Consider the following 19,391-nt stretch of genomic DNA (forward strand, 5'->3'; position numbering starts at 1 on the left):
GAGGAACGGTTCCTCGGGGAAGCGGCGTCGATTCCGGTGTCCGTGGCGGAGCGGGCTTCTTCTCTCTTGCCCCGGTGCTGGTCGTGCCCCTCGCCGGGCAGGGCCGACCGGGCAAGAGGGGGACCCGGACGGCCCTCGCCGGTGCCGCGTGGCGGCGCGATGCTGGGAATTGAGGAAGCGGGGAGATGGGACGAGGGAGGGTGAGATGAGCAGCATGATCAACAGGCTCCCGAACTGGCCGCAGGGGCTGCCGGACGTGTTCGGCTGGATCGAGGGCGGCATTCCGGGGCTTCACCCGACACCCGGGGTGCATGGGATTCGGATCGAGGAGTCGTGCACGGACGGGGTGTACTCGCTGCGTGCCGAACTTCCCGGTGTCGACCCCGACAAGGACATCGACATCACGGTGACGGAAGGCGTCCTGACGCTGTGCGCCGAGCGCAGCGCCGGAACAGCGGGCGACCGCCACTCGGAGTTCCGCTACGGCACCTTCGCGCGCGCCGTCCGGCTGCCCTCCGGCGCACGCGGAGACGAGGCGACCGCAGAGTACGAGGGCGGCGTCCTGACCATCACGGTCCCGGTGCCGGAAGGGAAGCACGCCACCAGGACTATCCCGGTGCGGCACACCTGAGCGCGATACGCGCCGGCCGCACACGCCCGCGCGACCCAGTCGGGCAGGTCGCGCGGGCCTTCCACGCGTGCACGTCGCCTTCGGCGTGGTGGGGCCCGTCAGTTGTGCGGAACGATCGCGACCGGGCACCCGGCGCGGTGGATCGCCGCGTGCGCGGTCGATCCGAGATGCTCCCCGGCAGGGACACGGCGGCCGACGACGAGCAGGTCGGCATCCTTGGCGGCCTGCAACACGTGGTGGCCCGTGAGGCCGCGGACGAGGCGTTCAGTGACCTGTACCCCCGGGAACTTGTGTTTCCAGGGGGTGAGCGTGGCCGCGAGGAGCCGGGATTTCGCCACGGAGGGGTCGGTGGTGTCGGCGGTGGGGACCAGGGGGATCGTCCACGTGTGCACGGCGTGCAGCGGTGCCTGACGGGTGGTTGCCGCGACGAAGGCGAATTCCAGGAGTTCGTCACAGGGACGATCGAGGTCGAGGCCGAGCACGACGGGGCGGGGGCGGTCCGGTGCCCGGCGCCTGTCGTCCGGGCGCTCGCCCGCCCGTACTAGGACGACCGGGCAGGTGGCCTGTGCCGCGACCGCGAGGGCCACCGAGCCGACCAGTGCCCCGGTCAGCGCGCCGAAGCCGCGTGAGCCGAGCACGAGCAGGGCCGAGGATTCCGCCGCCGCCAGCAGGGCCCGCACCGGTGGTTCGATGACCTGCTCCTCGACGATTCCGAGGTCGGGGTGGATGTCGGAGAGGTGCAGGACCGCATGGTTGAGCGCGTCGCTCTCGCGGTGGAAGGGGACGTCGACCTCCGGGAGGCGGGTCTGCACCGACGGTTGGTCGTAGGCGTGAATGAGGTGCAGGGGCAGATCGCGCCGCAGTGCCTCGTAGCCCGCCCAAGCGGCGGCGGCCAGGCTCTCGGGAGAGCCGTCGATGCCTGCGGTGACGGTGAGCTGTTCGTTCATGGCGGGCTCCTCTGGGGCACGGTCGGTGAGGCGCCGTCAGCCGGTCCACGTCCAGTTGGCGACTTCCGGCAGGTCGGTGCCGTGGGCGGATCCAGGAGCGGTGGCGGGTGCGGGCGCCGGTCATCGTCTGGCGTACTGCACGGAGGGCTGGTTGATGCCGAAGAACGGTTCGTGCCCCTCGTGCCACTCCCACCTGGAGGCGTGCACGACACGCAGCGGCACTCCGTACGCCGCGGCCTCGTCCTGGGACCGTTTCATCGAGGAGGCCGTCGGGGGAGGGGCGAACCGGCCCCGGTGAGGGACATTCGGCCCCTGTCGCCGCCTCGACGGCCCGCGCACAGTGGCGGCACGGCACGGCACGGCGGAAGGAGACGGAATGCCCTCCCGGACGCGTATCGCGGTGATCGGTGTCGGTAACGAGTTCCGGCGGGACGACGGCGTCGGCTGGGCGGTGATCGCCCGGCTCCGTGAGCGGGCCGCCGACCGTCCGCTGCCGCCTGGGACGGTCCTTGCCACCTGCGACGGCGACCCCGCCCGGCTGATCGGCTTGTGGGAGGGCACGCAACTGGCGGTGGTCGTGGACGCCGCGCACGCCCACCCCGGCCACCCGGGCCGTGTGCACCGGCTCACGCTGGACGCCGACGCCCTGGAGCGGCCGCGTACGGCCAGTTCGCACGGGCTCGGGCTCGGGGAGGCCGTCGAACTCGCCCGGGTGCTTGGCAGGTTGCCGGGCCGACTGGTCGTGTACGCGGTCGAGGGCGCCGACACCGCGCTGGGCACCGGCCTTTCGGCGGGCGTCGAGGCAGTGGTGGCTCCGCTCGCCGCAGGCGTCGAGGACGAGATCGTGCGGCACCGGGACGCCGCCGCGCGCGGCAGAGAGGGGTAGCCATGCCGGAGCGCAGCGCACTCCGCTTCGAAGTGTTCGGCACTGTGCAGGGAGTGGGCTTCCGCCCCTTCGTGCACCGGCTCGCGTCCGGACTCGGCCTGGACGGGTGGGCCGCCAACACCGACGGCCATGTGGAGGGCGAGGTGGCCGGGACGCCGTACGCCGTCCGGGAGTTCACCGGCCGGTTGCGCTCCGGTGCGCCCGCCATGGCCCGGGTGCGGCAGGTGCGGTTGACCGCCGTGAACGGCCAACTCCCGCCCGTCGCTTCCGGATTCACCATCCGGAGCAGCGACGCCGGGCGTGCGGCGCCGCGAGGCCCCCGGGAGGTGCCGCCCGACGCCGCGATCTGTACCGCCTGCCTGAGTGAACTCCTGGACCCGGGCGACCGCCGCTTCCGCTACCCGTTCATCAACTGCACCGACTGCGGACCGCGCGCCACCGTCATCGAAGACCTTCCCTACGACCGGATCCGCACCACGATGAGGCGCTTCCCGCTCTGCGCCGCCTGCGCGGCCGAGTACGGCGACCCTGGCGACCGGCGTTTCCACGCCGAGCCGCTCGCCTGCCCCGCCTGCGGGCCGCGGCTCTCCTGGGACGCGCTGAGAGGGGAAGCCGCGCTGCGCGCCGCGGTCAAGACCGTGGAGAGCGGGGGCATCGTCGCGCTGAAGGGCCTCGGCGGCTATCAACTGGTGTGCGACGCCACCGACCCGACCGCGGTCGAGTCGCTGCGGGAGCGCAAGCGCCGCCCCGCCAAGCCGTTCGCCGTCATGGTCCAGGACCTGCAAGCGGCAGGGGAGTTGGCGCACATGTCGGGCACGGAGCGGGCCGTCCTGCTGTCGGTCACACGTCCCGTGGTGCTGCTCGACGCCCACGGCCCTGGCCTCGCGCCCGCCGTTCATCCCGGCACCCACCGCATCGGCCTTTTCCTGCCCACGACCGGACTGCACCACCTCCTGGCCCGTGAACTCGCCGGGCCGCTCGTCGTCACCAGCGGCAACCTCGCCGACTGCCCCATCGCCACCGACGACGCGGAGGCCCGCCGCACGCTGGGCACGGTCGCCGACGGTTTCCTCGTCCACGACCGGCCGATCCGTGCCCGCTACGACGACTCGGTCGTCCAGGTCACCGGCCGGTCCGTGCGCACGCTCCGCAGGGCGCGCGGTCTGGCCCCGGCGCCGTTGCCGCTGGCCCCGGCCGCCCCCGAGCCACTGGTGGCGGTCGGCGCCCAGCTGAAGCACACCTTCACCCTCGGGGACCGGAGCGGCGCCCACCTCTCCCCGCACGGCGGTGACCTGTCGGACGCGACCGCGCTGGACGCCTTCACGCGTGCCTACGAGGATCTCGTCCGGCTCACCGGCATCGTCCCGGAGGTCGTCGCGCACGACCCGCATCCGGGCTACCGCTCCACCCAGTGGGCGCTGGCCCGGGCACTGCGCCGCATCGAGGTGCAGCACCACCACGCCCACGTCGCGGCGTGCGCGGCCGAGCACGGGCTGCGCACGCCGTTCATCGGAGTCGCCTACGACGGTCTGGGGCTCGGCGACGACGGGACGCTGTGGGGCGGGGAGGTCCTCGTCGCTGATCTGACCGGCTACCGGCGTGTGGGACGTTTCGCGACCGCGCCGCTGCCGGGCGGTGAGGCAGCGGTCCGTCACCCGTACCGGATGGCGCTCGGCTACCTCCACGGCGCGGAGCTGCTCGGGAGCCCACGGCCGTACCCCTGGCTGACCAGGACCTTCACCGAGCGGCTCGATCCGTCCGAAGCCGCCGTGGTGCGCGCCATGGTGGCGCGGGGCATCAACTCCCCGCGCGCTTCGAGCGCCGGACGGCTCTTCGACGCCGTGGCGAGCCTGCTGGGCCTCGGAGACTCGGTGAGCTTCGAGGGTGAAGCCGCCGTGGCCCTGGAGGAGGCGGCGGGCACCGTGCCCGCCCTGCCCTTGGACCACCGCCTGGCGCGGGTCGACGGGCTGTGGGTGTACGACCCGGCCCCGACCCTGATGGACCTCCTGGGCAGGCAGCACAGCGGCGAGGGCGTCCCCGCGCTCGCCGCGGCCTTCCACCTGACGCTCGCCCGCGTGACCGCCGAACTCGTCGCACACGCCGTCGAGGACGGCGCGCCGCGCACCGTCTGTCTCGCGGGCGGCTGTTTCCTCAATCGCCGACTGCTCACCGAGGTCACCGCGCGACTCCATGCTCAAGGACTGCGCGTGCTGGTCGGCGAGGCCGTACCGGTCGGCGACGGCGGCATCAGCTACGGGCAGGCGGCGGTCGCCGCCGCCCGGCTCGCGAAGGGGTGAGCGCGATGTGTCTGGGAATCCCCGGTCGGGTCATCGAGGTCAGGGACGACTCCGGTCTGCGCATGGCCACCGTCGACTTCGGCGGGGTACGCCGCGAGGTCTGCCTCGCCTACACGCCGAAGGCGTCGGTCGGCACGTACGTCGTCGTGCACGTCGGATTCGCCATCACCGAGGTCGACGAGGCCGAGGCCGAGCGGACCCTGGACGTCTTGCGGGCCATGGCAGGGGCAGTGGAGGCCGAACTCGGCGAGCCGCTGCCCGGCCCGAGCACATAGGGCCGGTCGGCCCTGGTCGAGCACCCGGCCAGCCCCTGGGAGCGCACGGGCCCACGTCCGATGCTCAAAGGGCCAACCTGCCGACAGGAGGCTTGAGATGACGAACGACGAGCGCAGCCGGCCACCGGTCCACGCCTTGCTCGCCGACGGGACGACCATCTGCATACGGAGCGCCCGGCCCGATGACCACGCACAACTGCGGTGCCTGTACGAGGAGATGTCACCGGAGAATCTCCGACTGAGGTTCTTCGTCGCGAGCCGTCGATCCGCCGAGCAGGCCGCCGACCGGGCCTGTGCGGCTCCGCGCGCCGGATATCTCGCGCTGCTGGCCGAGACCAAGGGCCAGATCATCGGCCTGGCCGAGTACGAGAGCGCGGACGATCCCGCTGATGCCGAGATCTCGCTCGCGGTCGCCGACGACCTCCACCACCGGGGGATCGGCACGCTGCTCCTTGAACATCTGGTCTCCGCCGCTCGCGCCGACGGCATCGCTACGTTCACCGCCGACGCGCTCGCCGAGAACCGCGAGGTGCTGAAGATCTTCGCCGACCTCGGACTGCGCACCGCGCGCCACTTCGAAGGACCCGAGCTGCGCTACAGCATCCAGTTGGCGGAGGATGAGACCTACCTGACCGCGGTCGAGGCGCGCGGCCTGACGGCGGACGTGGCGAGCCTGGAGCCGTTGCTGAGGCCCAGCTCGATCGCCGTGGTCGGAGCGGGCCGCAGGGCCGGTTCCGTCGGCCGCGCCGTGCTGCGCAATCTGCGCACCGGCGGCTTCACCCGGCAGCTCTTCGCCGTCAACCCGAACGTGTCCTCGCTGATGAGCGTGCCCGCCTACCCTTCGGTCTCCGCGTTGCCCAGGGTTCCCGACCTCGCGGTCCTCGCGGTGCCCGCCGCAGTCCTGCCGGAGACGGCCGAGGAGTGCGGCAAAGCGGGCGTGCGCGCGCTCGTGGTGGTCACGGCCGGACTGGACGCCACGGAGGCCGGGGCCCTTTTGGCCACCTGCCGCAGGCACGGCATGCGGCTGGTCGGCCCGAACTGCCTCGGCATCGCCAACACCGACACGAAGCTGTCGCTGGACTCGACCTTCGCCGCCCGGCACCCGCGCCGCGGCACGACCGGTATCGCCGTGCAGTCCGGGGGAGTCGGGATCGCCCTGCTCGACGGCCTGACCCGGCTCGGTCTCGGCGTCTCCAGCTTCGTCTCGCTCGGCGACAAGTACGACGTCAGCGGCAACGACCTGCTCCAGTGGTGGGAGTCCGACGGCGTCACCGACCTGGCCCTGCTGCACCTGGAGTCCTTCGGGAACCCACGGGCCTTCTCCCGCACCGCTCGGCGTGTGTCCCGGCGCATGCCGGTGCTCACCGTCGACGCGGGGCGCACCGAGGCCGGTCGACGAGCGGCCGCCTCGCACACCTCCGCGGCCGCCACGCGGACCATGACCCGACAGGCCCTGTTCACCCAGGCGGGCATCACCGCGACCGGCTCCGTCGGTGAACTCCTCGCCGCGGCTGCCCTGTTGCACTCCCAGCCCCTGCCCGCCGGAAACCGGGTCGCCATCGTCACCAACGCGGGTGGTGCGGGAGTCCTCGCGGCGGACGCGTGTGCCGAGGCCGGACTCGTCATGCCGTCGCTCCCGGCCGAAGTCATCGACGACCTGCTCGACCGGCTGCCCGAGGGCGCTTCGCCCGTCAACCCGGTCGATGCCACCGCCGCCGTCACCGAGGCACAGCTCAAGAGCTGTGTCGACCGGCTCGTGCGGCACGGGGGCATCGACGCCGTCCTGGTGGTGCTCGTGCCCACCGCGGTCGCCACGGCGACCGGCGAGGACCTCGTCAGGGCACTCACCGACATCCCGGGCCGCCGCCCGCGGACGGTCGCCGTGGTCCGCCTCGATCAGGCACTGCCCGTCCGACTGCTGCCGACCAAGGGCGACGGAACCATCCCTTCCTACGCCGATCCGCAGACAGCGGCGGGGGCTCTGGCCCATGCCGTGCGACGGGCCCGCTGGCTGGCTCGTCCCCCCGGCGCGGTCCAGAACCTGCCCGACGTGGAGACGCGACGCGCCCACGAGGTGGCCGAAACCTGGCTGGCAGGACATCCCGAAGGCGGCTGGCTGGACCCGCGCGCCTGCGCCGAGCTGCTCGGCTGCTACGGCATCCCACAACTGCCGTGGGCCTGGGCCGAGTCCGAGGACGAGGCGGTCAGGGCCGCCGAGCTGCTGCGCGGCCCTGACGGCCGCGTCGTACTGAAAGCGCACTGGCCCGGCCTGCTGCACAAGAGCGAGCAGCACGCCATCCACCTCGACCTGCGCGGAGACAGCCAAGTACGCGCCGCCTTCCGGGACGTGGCAACCCGGTTCGCCGGACTGCTCACCGGAGTGGTGATCCAGCCGCTCGCCGAGCGCGGCACCGAACTGTTCGCGGGCGTCGTCCAGGACGAGGTCTTCGGGCCGCTGGTCCTTTTCGGGCTCGGCGGCACCGCCACGGAGGTGCTCGCGGACCACGCGGCCCGCCTGGCCCCCCTCACCGACCTCGACGTCCACGACCTGATCACCGCACCGCGCTGCGCACCGCTCCTCTTCGGACACGGCGGCAGCGGCCCGGTGGACCTCGAACGCCTGGAGCAACTCCTGCACAGGCTTTCCCGGATGGCCTGCGACCTGCCACAGCTCGCCGAGGCCGACTTCAACCCCGTCCTGGCACGGCCGGGCGGTATCACGGCGCTCGACGCGCGGGTGCGACTGCTGCCCCGGCCCGCCCAGGACCGGTACCTGCGCCGACTGCGCTGAGGAGGAGACAGAGATGAAGCACAGCAAGATCGGTTCCGTGATGACCAGTGAGGTGGTCAGCGCCCGGTACGGCACCCCGTTCAAGGAGGTGGCCAGGCTCCTGGACACGCACCGCATCAGCGGGCTGCCGGTGATCGACGCCGACGACAAGGTGATCGGGGTGGTCTCGGAGACGGACCTGCTGGTGCGCGAGGCCGAGGCTCCCGCCCCCGAGCAGCCGCCCCGTCGCTTCCGGCTCCGCAGGAAGCACCCCGTCGCGCGCAAGGACCGCTCCAAGGCCACGGCACGCACGGCAGGACAGCTGATGTCCCGGCCCCCGGTCTGTGTCCACTCAGGGAAGAGCATCGCAGAGGGGGCCCGCCGGATGGCCCAGCACCGGGTGGAGCGGCTGCCCGTCATCGACGACGAGGACCGCCTGGTCGGCATCGTCACCCGGCGCGACCTGCTCCAGGTCTTCCTGCGCCCGGACGACGGCATCCGTCACGAGGTGATCGAACAGGTCCTGGTCCAGGCCCTGTGGCTGGCACCACAGACCATTGACGTCCAGGTACGGGACGGCGTGGTGACCCTCGACGGGCAGGTGGAGCGCCGCAGCGAGGTGCCCATCGCGCTGCACATGACGCGTGAGATCGACGGGGTCGTCGCGGTGGTCGACAAGCTCACCTACCGCGTGGACGACTCCCACCTCCAGCCGAGTGACCAGGCCCTGCGGGGCGTGGCCGACGACTGGCTGCGCAAACTCTGAGGAGGGCTCGATCACCATGACCATCAAGGTGCTCGTCGCCTACGCGACGAAGAACTGGTCCACGGCGGAGATCGCCCGCACCATCACGGAGGTCCTCCACAAGGAGGGCCTGGCCCCCGACATGCGGCTGGTCTCCGAAGTCGGAGACCTCCAGGCGTACGACGCCGTCGTGCTCGGCAGCCCGCTCTACGAGAACCGCTGGCACAAGAACGCCCGCCGGTTCCTCAACCGCAATGCCCAGGCCCTGGCCGCACGGCCGGTGTGGCTGTTCAGCAGCGGGCCGCTCGACGCCTCGGCGAGCGAGCGCGACATCCCGCCGGTTCCCTTCGTGCGCAGGGCTCTCATCCGTGTCAACGCCAGGGAGCACGTCACCTTCGGCGGTTGCCTGGAGGAGGGTGCGAAGGGCCGTATCGCCCGAATGATCATCAAGTCCGGGAAGGGCGGCGACTACCGCGACTTCGCGCGGATCGCCGACTGGACGCGACACATCGGGGCCACGCTGAGGGACGAGTTCGCGGTGCGGGAGGGAACGTGACGTCATGAACGCCCCGACGTGGCTCCGGGCTGTCGCGTGGCGATGGCGCAAGAGCCCCCTGCGTCGCCGCTGCGATGTCGTGGAGGCGTGGACCGTCCTACTGCTGGGGGCCGCGATGGTGTTCGTCGCGCCCCTGGCCGGGGTGTTGGCCGGGGCCTTCGCCTACGACAGCGCGCATGCCGAGGCCGCACGGCAACGGGCCGACCGCCACGTCGTGCGCGCCACGCTCGTCGAGGACGCGCCACCGGCCGACAGCTTCGGCTCCCGGACCACTTACCCGGTCGAGGTGCGCTGGACCGGTCCCGGCGGCGCGGTGCACACGGCTGTCGCCCGGGTCGAGTCGGGCGCCACGGCGGGCAGCAGGACCGACGTCTGGCTCGACGCCCGCGGCAAGGGCACCACTGCCCCGATGGGCGAGGACGTGCAGTGGGGCACCGCGATCGCCGTGGGAGGCGCGGGGAGCTTTGTGGTCTGGATGTCTGCCGGAGGCGTCTGGCTCACCGTACGTGCGGTGACCCACCGGCGGCGGATGGCGGAGTGGGAGCGGGCATGGGCGCGAACGGGACCGCAGTGGACCGGGAGCCAGCGCTGAACTGAATTCGGTCCGGCAGGGCCCGAATAGGGCCGCTCGGCCCCTGCCCCGCGGGCGGCGGTTCTTCGAGCCTGGTAGCAAGGCCCCACCCTCGATTCGGGAGGACGGACATGACGACCACCTCAGCCGCAGCAGTCCTCGACAGGAACGGCTTGAACGCACTCGTCGCCGCCCTGGTGGCCAGTGGCCGGACCGTCGTGGGACCGACGGTCCGGGACGGTGCGATCGTCCTCGCCGCACTCGACTCGGCCGCCCAGCTTCCTTACGGATGGGGCGTGGAGCTGGATGCCGGTCACTACCGGCTGCGGCGCCGCGAGGACGGAGCGGCCTTCGCGCACTCGGCGGGCCCCCAGTCCTGGAAGAACTTCCTGCACCCGCAGCGCGAGAAGCTGTGGAGCGCCGACCGGTCGCCCGGAGGAAGCGTGGAGGTCAGTACGGAGACAGCGCCGCGGCCTTCGTACGCCTTCCTCGGGGTGCGGCCCTGTGACCTGCGGGCGATTGCCATCCAGGACCGGGTGCTGACGGGCGGCCACTACAAGGACAGCGGCTATCAGGAACGACGGAGGGGAGCCTTCCTGATAGCCGCCGAGTGCACCGAGCCGGGGGGGACCTGCTTCTGCGTGTCCATGGGGAGCGGCCCCGGTGCCGACGCGGGTTTCGACCTCGCGCTGACGGAAGTCGTCGACGACGCGGGACACCGCTTCTACGTGCGGGTGGGCAGCGAGGCCGGCGGAGAACTGCTCGACGCGGTCCCGCATCGCGGGGCCGACGTCGTCACCAGTGACGCGGCAGCCGCCGCGGTCTCCGGGGCGGTCGACAAGATGGGCCGGGCCATGCCGCCGGTGAGCCTGCAGCGGCTGATGGGGGCGAGCCTGGACGCCGAGCGCTGGGACGACGTCGCCGGACGCTGCCTGACCTGCGGTAACTGCACGATGGTCTGCCCCACCTGCTTCTGCACCACGACCGAGGAGGTCACCGACCTCACCGGGGACCACGCGGAGCGCTGGCAGCGCTGGGACTCCTGCTTCGATCTTGACTTCTCCCACCTTCACGGCGGGCCGGTGCGCAAGTCACCGCGCAGCCGCTACCGCCAGTGGCTCACCCACAAACTGGGCACCTGGCACGACCAGTTCGACAGCTCGGGCTGTGTGGGCTGCGGACGATGCATCGTCTGGTGCCCGGTCGGGATCGACATCACCGAAGAAGTCGCGGCCCTCAGGGACGAGGCGGTCAAGAAGGAGACGGAGCGATGAGCAACGTCACGACCGTGCTGAGTGCCCTCCCCACCGAGCACCGCGACCGGCTGATGCGGATCGCGCGCGAGGTGTCCTTCCCGGTCGGCACCCGGATCTTCGAGCAGGGCGGGCGCGCCGACCGGTTCTGGCTGTTCCCGCCCTGCGGCAGCGGGGGTGCGCGAGGATGACCGGCGTTCCGGTTCTGTACCGGGTCGTCGCCCGCTGGGCGGAGACGCCGGACACAGCGACGCTCCGCCTGGAGGCGGTGGGAGAGCCGTTGCCCGCCTTTGTGCCGGGGCAGTTCGCGATGGTGTGGGCGTTCGGACGGGGCGAGATACCGCTGTCGGTCAGCGCGCTCCCTACCACGGGCGGGCTCGCGCACACGGTGCGCGGCGTCGGCGCGGTTTCCGACGGGTTGTACGCCGCCGAGGTCGGCGACGTCCTGGGACTGCGCGGCCCGTACGGAACCGGCTGGGAACTGGAGAAGGCCGTCGGACAGGACCTGTTGGTCGTGGCCGGGGGCATCGGGCTCGCCCCGCTCCGTCCCCTGATCCGCGACGCGGTCGCCTGCCCGAAACCGTACGGCCGCCTGAACGTCCTGGTGGGTGCGCGGACACCGGACGATCTCATGGCGAAGATCGAGACCCGGCAGTGGTCGACTGCGTTCACGGGTGTGACCGTCGACCGAACGGCCGCGGGCTGGGCGGGCCGCGTCGGCGTGGTCACCCAGCTGTTGGACGACGCCCGCTTCGCGCCGGACAACACCACGGCGTTCGTCTGCGGTCCCGAGCCGATGATCCGGGCGAGCGCCCGCGACCTGCTGCGTCGCGGCGTGCCCGGCGACCGGATCCGGGTCTCCCTGGAACGCAACATGCGCTGTGCGACGGGGCACTGCGGACACTGCCAGCTCGGCCCGCTCCTGCTGTGCAGAGACGGCCCCGTCGTCACCTGGACCCAGGCGGAACCACTGCTCTACGTAAGGGAGTTGTGAGATGTCCCCTCCGACGCTCGCCGTGTTCAAGCTCGCTTCCTGCGACGGCTGCCAGCTCACTCTGCTCGACTGCGAGGACGAGCTCCTCGGCCTCAGCGGCCAAGTGGAGATCGCCCACTTCCTGGAGGCGTCCAGCGCGGTCCGTCCCGGCCCCTACGACCTGACCCTCGTCGAGGGTTCCGTCACCACGCCCGCCGACGCCGAACGCGTCCACGAGATCCGGGCCGCCTCGCGCCACCTGGTGACCATCGGAGCGTGCGCGACGGCCGGAGGCATCCAGGCGCTGCGCGACTTCGCGGACGTCGAGGAGTTCAGCCGTACCGTCTACGCGCGCCCCGACTACATCGACACGCTCGCCACCTCCACCCCCGTCTCCGCCCACGTGGACGTCGACTTCGAACTGCGCGGCTGCCCCGTCGACCGCCGTCAGCTCCTGGAGGTCATCACCGCGTATCTGGCAGGCCGCAAGCCCGACATCCCGAACAACAGCGTCTGCTTCGAGTGCAAGCGGCGCGGCACGGTCTGCGTCACCGTCGCCCACGGCACCCCCTGCCTCGGCCCCGTGACCCACGCCGGATGCGGGGCGATCTGCCCGGCGTACGGACGCGGCTGCTACGGCTGCTTCGGCCCGTCCGGGTCGGTCAACTTGCCCGCGCTGATTCCGGTGCTCCACCGCGACGGCATGGACGACCGCGACGCCGAACGCTTCCTGCACACCTTCAACACCGCGGCATTCGAGAAGGAGTTACGCCGATGACGCACCGCGGCAGCCGTGTCCTGCACGTCGGCTCGCTCGCCCGGGTCGAGGGCGAGGGGGCCCTGCACCTGAGCGTCCACGACGGAGCGGTCACCGACGCGCGGCTGCGGATCTACGAGCCGCCGCGGTTCTTCGAAGCGTTCCTGCGGGGACGGGTGTACACCGAGCCGCCCGACATCACCGCCCGGGTGTGCGGGATCTGCCCGGTCGCCTACCAGTTGAGTGCCTGCGCCGCCATAGAGGACGCCTGCCACGTCACCGTCGACCCGGCCCTGCGCGAGCTGCGACGGTTGCTCTACTGCGGCGAGTGGATCGAGAGCCAGACCCTGCACATCTACCTCCTGCACGCACCCGACTTCCTCGGCTGCGACGGTGCCGTCGAGCTGGCCCGCACGGCCCGCGCACACGTCGAGAGGGGGCTGCGGCTCAAGCAGGCGGGCAACGCTGTCCTCGAACTCCTCGGCGGCCGCGCCATCCACCCGGTCAACGTCCGCCTGGGTGGCTTCCACCGCACCCCGACGCGGCACGAACTGAAGCCACTGGCCGAGCAGTTGAAGAGGGCGGCGGACGACGCCTGGCAGACCGTCAGCTGGGTGGCCGGGTTCGACTTCCCCGACGCCGAGACCGACGCCGACCTGTTCGCGCTGGCCGCCCCGGGAACGTACGCCATCGAGACCGGCACCCCGGCCGTGCTGCGCGCCGACGGCACGCTGAGCACGTTCCCGCTGCACGCCTTCCTCGACCGGGTGCACGAGGAGCACCTCCCGCACTCCACCGCCCTGCACTCCACCCTCGACGGGCGCCGTCACCTCACCGGCTCGTTGGCCCGCTTCGCGATCAGTGGCCGGTGGCTGTCGCGCACCGCGGTCGAGGCCGCCCGTGCCGCCGGTCTCGGCGACCCGTACGAGGGCGTGGCCTGCCGCAATCCGTTCCGATCGATCCTGGTCCGGGCCGTGGAGGTCGTGTACGCGGTCGACGAGGCGCTGCGGATCATCGACACGTACGAGCCTCCTCGGCATCCGCACACCGAGGTCCCGCCCGTGGCGGGCACCGGACACGGTGCTACGGAGGCTCCTCGCGGGCTCCTCTACCACCGCTACCTCCTGGACTCCGAGGGCGCCGTCGCCGACGCCTGCCTCGTGCCGCCCACCGCGCAGAACCAGGGCGCCATCGAGGACGATCTGCGGCGCATCGCCCAGGCGGCGATCGACGAACACGACGCGAGTGACGAGGAGTTGACGCGCCTCTGTGAGCGGGCCATCCGCAATCACGACCCGTGCATCTCCTGCTCCACGCACTTCCTTGACCTCACCATCGAGCGCACCTGACCCCGAGGAGGGCGCCGTGCTCCACACCCCGCGCACCGTGAGCGACGTGATGACCCACACCGTCATCGCCGTCGGCCGAGAGGCCCCCTTCAAGGAGATCGTCGCGCTGATGGAGCAGTGGAAGATCAGCGCGCTGCCCGTCCTGGCGGGCGAGGGCCGGGTCATCGGCGTGGTCTCCGAGGCGGACCTGCTGCCCAAGGAGGAGTTCCGCGACAGTGACCCCACCCACCTCGATCAGCGGCGCCGCCTCTCCGACCTGGCCAAGGCCGGAGGCGTGAGCGCGGGCGAGGTGATGAGCACTCCCGCCGTCACCGTCCACCCGGACACCACACTGCCACAGGCCGCCCGCGTCATGGCCCTGCGGCACGTCAAGCGCCTCCCGGTGACCGACGACCACGGCCTGCTCCAGGGCGTCGTGAGCCGCAGCGACCTCCTGAAGGTGTTCCTGCGCACCGACGGAGAGCTGGCCGAGGAAGTGAACCGCACCGTGGTCGCCGTCCTTTTCCCCGACGGGGCCGTCACGGTGGCGGTCGAGGAGGGCGTGGTCACCCTCGGCGGCGCGATCCGCGACAGGTCCCTCGTCCCGGTCGCCGCCCGCCTGGCCAGGGCCGTCGAGGGTGTCGTCGACGTCCGCGTCGACCTGGCGGAGCCGGGCGAGAAGCCGCGATGAAGTACCTGGACGAGTACCGCGACCCGGCGCTGGGGCGCGAGTTGCTGGGCCGCTTAGCCCGCACCGCGTCCCGGCCCTGGCGGATCATGGAAGTCTGCGGAGGGCAGACCCACACCCTGGTCCGCCAGGGCATCGACGAACTGCTGCCCGCGGGCATCCGCATGATCCACGGCCCCGGCTGCCCGGTCTGCGTCACCCCGCTGGAGACCCTCGACCGGGCGATGGCCGTCGCGGCGCGCCCCGGCGTGACCTTCACGAGCTTCGGCGACATGCTGCGCGTGCCCGGCAGCACCACAGACCTCCTGGCCCTGCGCGCCCGTGGTGCGGACGTACGTGTGGTGTATTCGCCGATGGAGGCGGTGCGGATCGCCGAGGAGAACCCCGACCGCGAAGTCGTCTTCCTCGCCGTCGGGTTCGAGACCACCGCACCTGCCAACGCGATGACCGTCCTGCACGCCGCCCGCCTCGGGCTCGCCAACTTCTCGCTCCTGGTCAGCCACGTCCTCGTGCCGCCCGCGATGACGGCACTCCTCGAGGACCCGGACTGCGAGGTCGAGGCGTTCCTGGCCGCCGGGCACGTCTGTGCGGTGATGGGCTGGCGGGAGTACGAGCCGATCGCCGAGCGGTATCAAGTGCCGGTCGTGGTCACCGGATTCGAGCCGCTCGATTTGCTCGAAGGTATCCTGATGGCCGTCGTCCAGCTCGAAGAGGGCCGGTACGACGTGGAGAACCAGTACGCCAGGGCCGTGCGGCGACGAGGCAACGACGAGGCCCAACTCGCCCTCGCCCGCGTCTTCCGCGTCACCGATCGGGCCTGGCGAGGGATCGGCACGCTCCCGGCCGGCGGCCTGGAACTCGCCCCGGAGTACGCCGCGTTCGACGCCGTCCGCCGATTCGAGGTGGGCGCACAGCACTCCGTGGAGGACCCCGACTGCATCGCGGGAGCCATCCTCACCGGGGCGCGGCTGCCCACCGACTGCCGCGCCTACGGCATCCGTTGCACGCCCCGCACCCCGCTCGGCGCCCCCATGGTGTCCAGCGAGGGCACCTGCGCCGCCTTCCACGCCGCGGGCCGGACCGGGAGCACGCCGTGATGAACATCGACTGCCCCGTCCCATACAGCGAGGACGACGTCGTCCAGCTGGGCCACGGCGCCGGCGGCAGGCTGACGGCCGAACTCCTGGACAGGCTCGTCCTGCCCGCCCTGGGGAGGCGGCCCGACGGCCCCCTCGAAGACGCTGCCCTGCTGCCGGGAGGGGGCGAACTCGTTGTCTCCACCGACTCGTTCGTCGTCAGTCCGCTGACCTTCCCCGGCGGGGACATCGGCTCCCTGGCCGTACACGGGACGGTCAACGACCTGGCCATGCGCGGAGCCCTGCCCCTCGCGCTGACCCTCGCGGTCATCGCGGAAGAAGGGCTGCCGCTCGCCGAGCTGCGCTCGGTCCTGGACTCCGCGGGGAAAGCCGCGCAGCAGGCGGACGTCCCCGTCATCACCGGGGACACCAAGGTCGTCGGACGCGGCGCCGCGGACCGGCTCTTCCTCAACACGACCGGCATCGGCCGCCGCGTTCCCGGCCTCGCACCCTCGTCGGCCCGGGCCCGCGCCGGGGACGCGGTGCTGCTCTCCGGCCCGATCGGCCTGCACGGCACCGCGGTCCTCTCCACCCGCGAAGGACTCGGATTCGAGACGGACATCGCCTCAGACACGAGGCCACTGCACCGCCTCGTGCGGGCCCTCGCGCCCTTCGGTGACGCCGTCCACAGCCTGCGCGACCCCACCCGGGGCGGCCTCGCCGCCTCTCTCAACGAGATCGCACGCGATGCGGGGGTCGGCGTGGAGATCGCGGAGAGCGCGCTGCCGGTGCCGTCCGCCGTGGCCGCCGCCTGTGACCTGCTCGGCCTCGACCCGCTGATCGTCGCCAACGAAGGCTGTTTCGTCGCCTTCGTCGCGCCCGACATCGCCGACGCCGCACTCCTCGCCCTCCGCGCCCATCCGGAAGGCGCTCAGGCGGTCCGCATCGGCCACTGCACGACGGCGCACGCCGCCCGGGTGGAGCTGCGCACCCTGCTCGGCGCACGACGCGTGGTCGACATGCCCTCGGGTGAGCAACTCCCGCGCATCTGCTGAGAGATGGCACCGCCGGACGGTGAATCGGGGCCACTCGGCCCTGGTGCGTGGCTCGGCGCACCCGACAGGATCGGCACGGGGCACCGGATCGCGGATATCCAGGGGGCAGCAATGACCGTTCGTACGTTCTCGGTGGATCACCCGATCCGGGTCTTCCTCCTCGACGACCACGAAGTCGTCCGCAGGGGTGTCCACGACCTGCTCGACTCCGAACCCGACATCGAGGTCGTCGGTGAAGCGGGCACGAGCGAACAGGCGTTGATCCGCGGCCCGGCCCTGCGCCCGGACGTGGCCCTCCTGGACATCCGCCTGCCCGACAGCGACGGCATCACGGTCTGTCGCGAGCTGCGCTCGAAGATGCCGGACCTCGCCTGCCTGATGCTGACCTCCTTCGATGACGACGACGCGCTCCTGGACGCGATCATGGCGGGCGCGGCGGGTTACGTCCTGAAGCAGATCAAGGGCACCGACCTGGTCGACGCCGTCCGTACCGTCGCCGCGGGTCAGTCCCTGCTCGACCCGGCCACCACCGCCCGCTTGATGAGCGCCCTGCGCGGTCCCGAGGAGGCCCCCGCGCCCCCGCGGGACGAGCGCCTTGCCGCGCTCACGGAACGCGAACGGGAGATCCTCGCCCGGATCGGCGAGGGGCTCACCAACCGCCAGATCGGCAAGGAGCTCTACCTCTCGGAGAAGACCGTCAAGAACCACATCTCCCGGCTCCTGGCGAAGCTGGGTGTGGAACGACGCATCCAGGCCGCCGTGATCGCGGCTCACTTCGAGGCGGACCAGCCACGCTGACGTGCCTCCGCTTACCTGCCTCGCAGCGGAACGTGCCACTCCAGGTGCGTGCCGCCCTCCGGCCCGCGCCCCAGCGACAGCATGCCGCCCAGCCTCTCGGCCCTCTCGGCGAGGTTGCGCAGACCACTGCGGCGACCACTCGCGCCGATGCCGACGCCGTTGTCCGTCACGGTGAGCGTCAGCTCTCCCTTGCCTACGGTGACGGCGATCTCCGCGGCCGACGCCCGGGCATGCCGGGTGATGTTGGAGAGCGCTTCGCTCAGCACGGCCACGGCGTCGTCGGCGGTGGCGGCGGGCACGTCGGTGTCCAGCAGGCCCTCCATGCGCACCGCGGGGGTGAAACCGAGGGAGGTCACCGCCTCCTCCACCGTACGGGCGATCCGCACGCGCAGCCCGGCGCCGACCACCGCGGACGCCTCGTGGGCGCGCAGCCCGAAGATGGTCGACCGGATGATCTTGATGGTGGTGTCGAGGTCGTCCACCGCCCGCAGCAGGCGCTCGGAAGCCTCGGGGTGCTGGACGAACCGCAGGGCGCTCTGGAGCGTCATCCCGGTCGCGAACAGCCGCTGGATCGCCAGGTCGTGCAGGTCCCGGGCGATCCGGTCCCGGTCCTCGAGCAGACTCATCTGCTCGGCGTCCCGCCGCCGGTCGGCGAGTTCGAGCGCCAGGGCTGCCTGACCGGCGAAACCGGGCAGCGGCGCGACCTCGGCCTCGCTGAAGACGGGCCGCCCGGCGCGCCGCGCCAGCACGAGAACGCCGCGCACCCCGTCGTCCGTCCCCATCGGAACCGCCACCGCGGGCCCCAGACCCTTCCACCTCTCCGGGGCGAAGGTGACCCGTGGGTCACCGGCGACGTCCGTGGTGACCACCAGATCACCGCCGCTCAACGCGACACCGGCCAACGTCCCTCGGCGGGGAATGCGCTGGCCCCGGTGCGCCTCGGCGCTCTCGCCGAGGGCGAGTACGCCGAGGAGTTCCTGGCTGTCGGCCACCACCAGGTCCACCACGCCGATGTCGGCCGAGGTGATCTCCCTGGCACGCTCGACCATCATTTCCAGGACGCGTGCCTCGGGCGTGCCGGAGAGCAGCGCGTTGGTGAACTCCGCACCGACGGTCAGCCACTGCGCGCGCAGCCGCGCCTCCTCGTAGAGCCGTGCGTTCTCGATGGCCACCCCCGCGGCCACGGCCAGCGTCGAGAGCACCGCCTCGTCCTCGGCGTCGAACTCCGCCCCGCCGCGCTTCTCGGTGAGGTAGAGGTTCCCGAACACCTCATCGCGCACCCGGATGGGTACGCCGAGGAACGAGTGCATCGGGGGATGGTGCGCCGGGAAACCGGACGACGCCGCATGCTCCGTCAGCTCCTTGAGCCGCAACGGCTCGGGATGCCGGATCAGTTCACCGAGCAGCCCGTGCCCCGAGGGAAGATCACCGATCTGCGCGCGCACCCGCTCACGGATCCCCACGGGCAGGAACTCGTTCAGCTTGCTTCCCGTGCCGATGACGCCGAGCGCTCCGTACTCCGCGTCCACCAGCGCGACGGCGGTCTCCACGATGCGCCGCAGCACCTGCGGCAGATCCAGCTCCCGCCCGACCGAAAGCACCGCTTCCAGCAGCCCGTGCAGCCGGTCCCGGGTCCCACGGACCGCTTCGATCCGCCCTTGGAGCTCTTCGAGCAAGTCATCTAGCTGTAATCGAGGCAGCCGCTCCGATTCGTGGTACGCGTCCCCACCCATGTGCTGCCTCCGCCGGGCTCTGTCGGACAAGGCGTTGCAGGTACGCCCCTCA

General features: G+C 71.9%; 19 protein-coding genes and 1 pseudogene. 17 read left to right on the top strand and 3 right to left on the bottom strand.

The features are described 5' to 3' along the window. The first annotated feature begins 205 nt into the window (after positions 1 to 205). Entirely contained in the window at positions 206 to 631 is a 426-nt protein-coding gene (locus KY5_RS36515; protein WP_098246214.1) for an Hsp20/alpha crystallin family protein, read from the top strand. Positions 632 to 729: 98 nt separating this feature from the next. Here the strand turns inward: KY5_RS36515 and KY5_RS36520 are convergent, their stop codons facing one another. Together KY5_RS36520 and KY5_RS41970 are read right to left on the bottom strand one after the other, a co-directional pair. Next, the gene (locus tag KY5_RS36520; RefSeq protein WP_098246215.1) at positions 730 to 1,578 is read right to left on the bottom strand and encodes a universal stress protein; all 849 of its coding nucleotides are present in this window, start codon (positions 1,576 to 1,578) and stop codon (positions 730 to 732) included. Positions 1,579 to 1,698: 120 nt separating this feature from the next. Next, a complete protein-coding gene (locus tag KY5_RS41970; protein ID WP_159072681.1) occupies positions 1,699 to 1,836 on the bottom strand; it encodes a hypothetical protein in 138 nt (45 codons plus the stop codon). A 118-nt stretch (positions 1,837 to 1,954) separates the two neighbouring features. Here KY5_RS41970 and KY5_RS36525 point away from each other — a divergent pair, with 118 nt between their 5' ends. The 16 genes and pseudogenes from KY5_RS36525 to KY5_RS36600 all read left to right on the top strand — a co-directional run bounded on the left by KY5_RS36525 (position 1,955) and on the right by KY5_RS36600 (position 17,606). Continuing rightward, a complete protein-coding gene (locus tag KY5_RS36525) occupies positions 1,955 to 2,464 on the top strand; it encodes a hydrogenase maturation protease (RefSeq protein ID WP_098246216.1) in 510 nt (169 codons plus the stop codon). Positions 2,465 to 2,466: 2 nt separating this feature from the next. Further along, positions 2,467 to 4,761, top strand: a complete 2,295-nt coding sequence (hypF, locus tag KY5_RS36530; RefSeq protein WP_098246217.1) for a carbamoyltransferase HypF — start codon at positions 2,467 to 2,469, stop codon at positions 4,759 to 4,761. A 5-nt stretch (positions 4,762 to 4,766) separates the two neighbouring features. Further along, positions 4,767 to 5,036, top strand: coding sequence for a HypC/HybG/HupF family hydrogenase formation chaperone (locus tag KY5_RS36535; protein WP_098246218.1), 270 nt, complete (start codon positions 4,767 to 4,769; stop codon positions 5,034 to 5,036). Between the two features lie 97 nt (positions 5,037 to 5,133). After that, complete coding sequence (locus KY5_RS36540; protein WP_098246219.1) at positions 5,134 to 7,827, top strand: bifunctional GNAT family N-acetyltransferase/acetate--CoA ligase family protein; 2,694 nt, start codon at positions 5,134 to 5,136, stop codon at positions 7,825 to 7,827. Between the two features lie 13 nt (positions 7,828 to 7,840). Further along, positions 7,841 to 8,572 (top strand): CBS domain-containing protein, encoded by a 732-nt coding sequence (locus tag KY5_RS36545; RefSeq protein ID WP_098246220.1) that lies wholly within the window; start codon positions 7,841 to 7,843, stop codon positions 8,570 to 8,572. Positions 8,573 to 8,588: 16 nt separating this feature from the next. Then, positions 8,589 to 9,107 carry a flavodoxin domain-containing protein gene (locus KY5_RS36550; protein WP_098246221.1) on the top strand — a complete coding sequence of 173 codons (519 nt, stop codon included), beginning with the start codon at positions 8,589 to 8,591 and terminating at the stop codon, positions 9,105 to 9,107. Between the two features lie 4 nt (positions 9,108 to 9,111). Further along, positions 9,112 to 9,699: a hypothetical protein gene (locus KY5_RS36555; RefSeq protein WP_098246222.1), complete on the top strand. Its 588-nt coding sequence runs from the start codon at positions 9,112 to 9,114 to the stop codon at positions 9,697 to 9,699. A gap of 110 nt (positions 9,700 to 9,809) precedes the next feature. Further along, positions 9,810 to 10,952 (top strand): 4Fe-4S dicluster domain-containing protein, encoded by a 1,143-nt coding sequence (locus KY5_RS36560; protein WP_098246223.1) that lies wholly within the window; start codon positions 9,810 to 9,812, stop codon positions 10,950 to 10,952. Further along, positions 10,949 to 11,086 (top strand): annotated as a pseudogene (locus KY5_RS36565) (regulator); the annotation flags it as partial. The gene KY5_RS36560 and the pseudogene KY5_RS36565, both read left to right, overlap by 4 nt. A gap of 32 nt (positions 11,087 to 11,118) precedes the next feature. Next, on the top strand, positions 11,119 to 11,925 hold the full coding sequence (locus KY5_RS36570) for an FAD/NAD(P)-binding protein (RefSeq protein ID WP_098246224.1): 807 nt from the start codon (positions 11,119 to 11,121) through the stop codon (positions 11,923 to 11,925). A 1-nt stretch (position 11,926) separates the two neighbouring features. Then, positions 11,927 to 12,682, top strand: coding sequence for an oxidoreductase (locus KY5_RS36575; protein WP_098246225.1), 756 nt, complete (start codon positions 11,927 to 11,929; stop codon positions 12,680 to 12,682). Beyond that, positions 12,679 to 14,010 (top strand): Ni/Fe hydrogenase subunit alpha, encoded by a 1,332-nt coding sequence (locus tag KY5_RS36580; RefSeq protein WP_098246226.1) that lies wholly within the window; start codon positions 12,679 to 12,681, stop codon positions 14,008 to 14,010. The genes KY5_RS36575 and KY5_RS36580 overlap by 4 nt, the downstream gene beginning before the upstream one ends. 49 nt (positions 14,011 to 14,059) lie before the next feature. Continuing rightward, positions 14,060 to 14,680, top strand: a complete 621-nt coding sequence (locus KY5_RS36585) for a CBS domain-containing protein (protein ID WP_199843697.1) — start codon at positions 14,060 to 14,062, stop codon at positions 14,678 to 14,680. After that, a complete protein-coding gene (gene hypD, locus KY5_RS36590) occupies positions 14,677 to 15,774 on the top strand; it encodes a hydrogenase formation protein HypD (RefSeq protein ID WP_098246228.1) in 1,098 nt (365 codons plus the stop codon). The genes KY5_RS36585 and hypD overlap by 4 nt, the downstream gene beginning before the upstream one ends. Next, positions 15,774 to 16,808 carry a hydrogenase expression/formation protein HypE gene (gene hypE, locus KY5_RS36595; protein WP_098246229.1) on the top strand — a complete coding sequence of 345 codons (1,035 nt, stop codon included), beginning with the start codon at positions 15,774 to 15,776 and terminating at the stop codon, positions 16,806 to 16,808. The genes hypD and hypE overlap by 1 nt, the downstream gene beginning before the upstream one ends. Before the next feature lie 111 nt (positions 16,809 to 16,919). Next, positions 16,920 to 17,606, top strand: coding sequence for a response regulator (locus KY5_RS36600; protein WP_098246230.1), 687 nt, complete (start codon positions 16,920 to 16,922; stop codon positions 17,604 to 17,606). Positions 17,607 to 17,617: 11 nt separating this feature from the next. Here KY5_RS36600 and KY5_RS36605 read toward each other — a convergent pair whose 3' ends face one another. Then, complete coding sequence (locus tag KY5_RS36605) at positions 17,618 to 19,339, bottom strand: GAF domain-containing protein (protein ID WP_098246231.1); 1,722 nt, start codon at positions 19,337 to 19,339, stop codon at positions 17,618 to 17,620. Positions 19,340 to 19,391 lie beyond the last annotated feature (52 nt).

The organism is Streptomyces formicae (assembly GCF_002556545.1).
In the GTDB taxonomy this organism is placed as follows: domain Bacteria; phylum Actinomycetota; class Actinomycetes; order Streptomycetales; family Streptomycetaceae; genus Streptomyces; species Streptomyces formicae_A.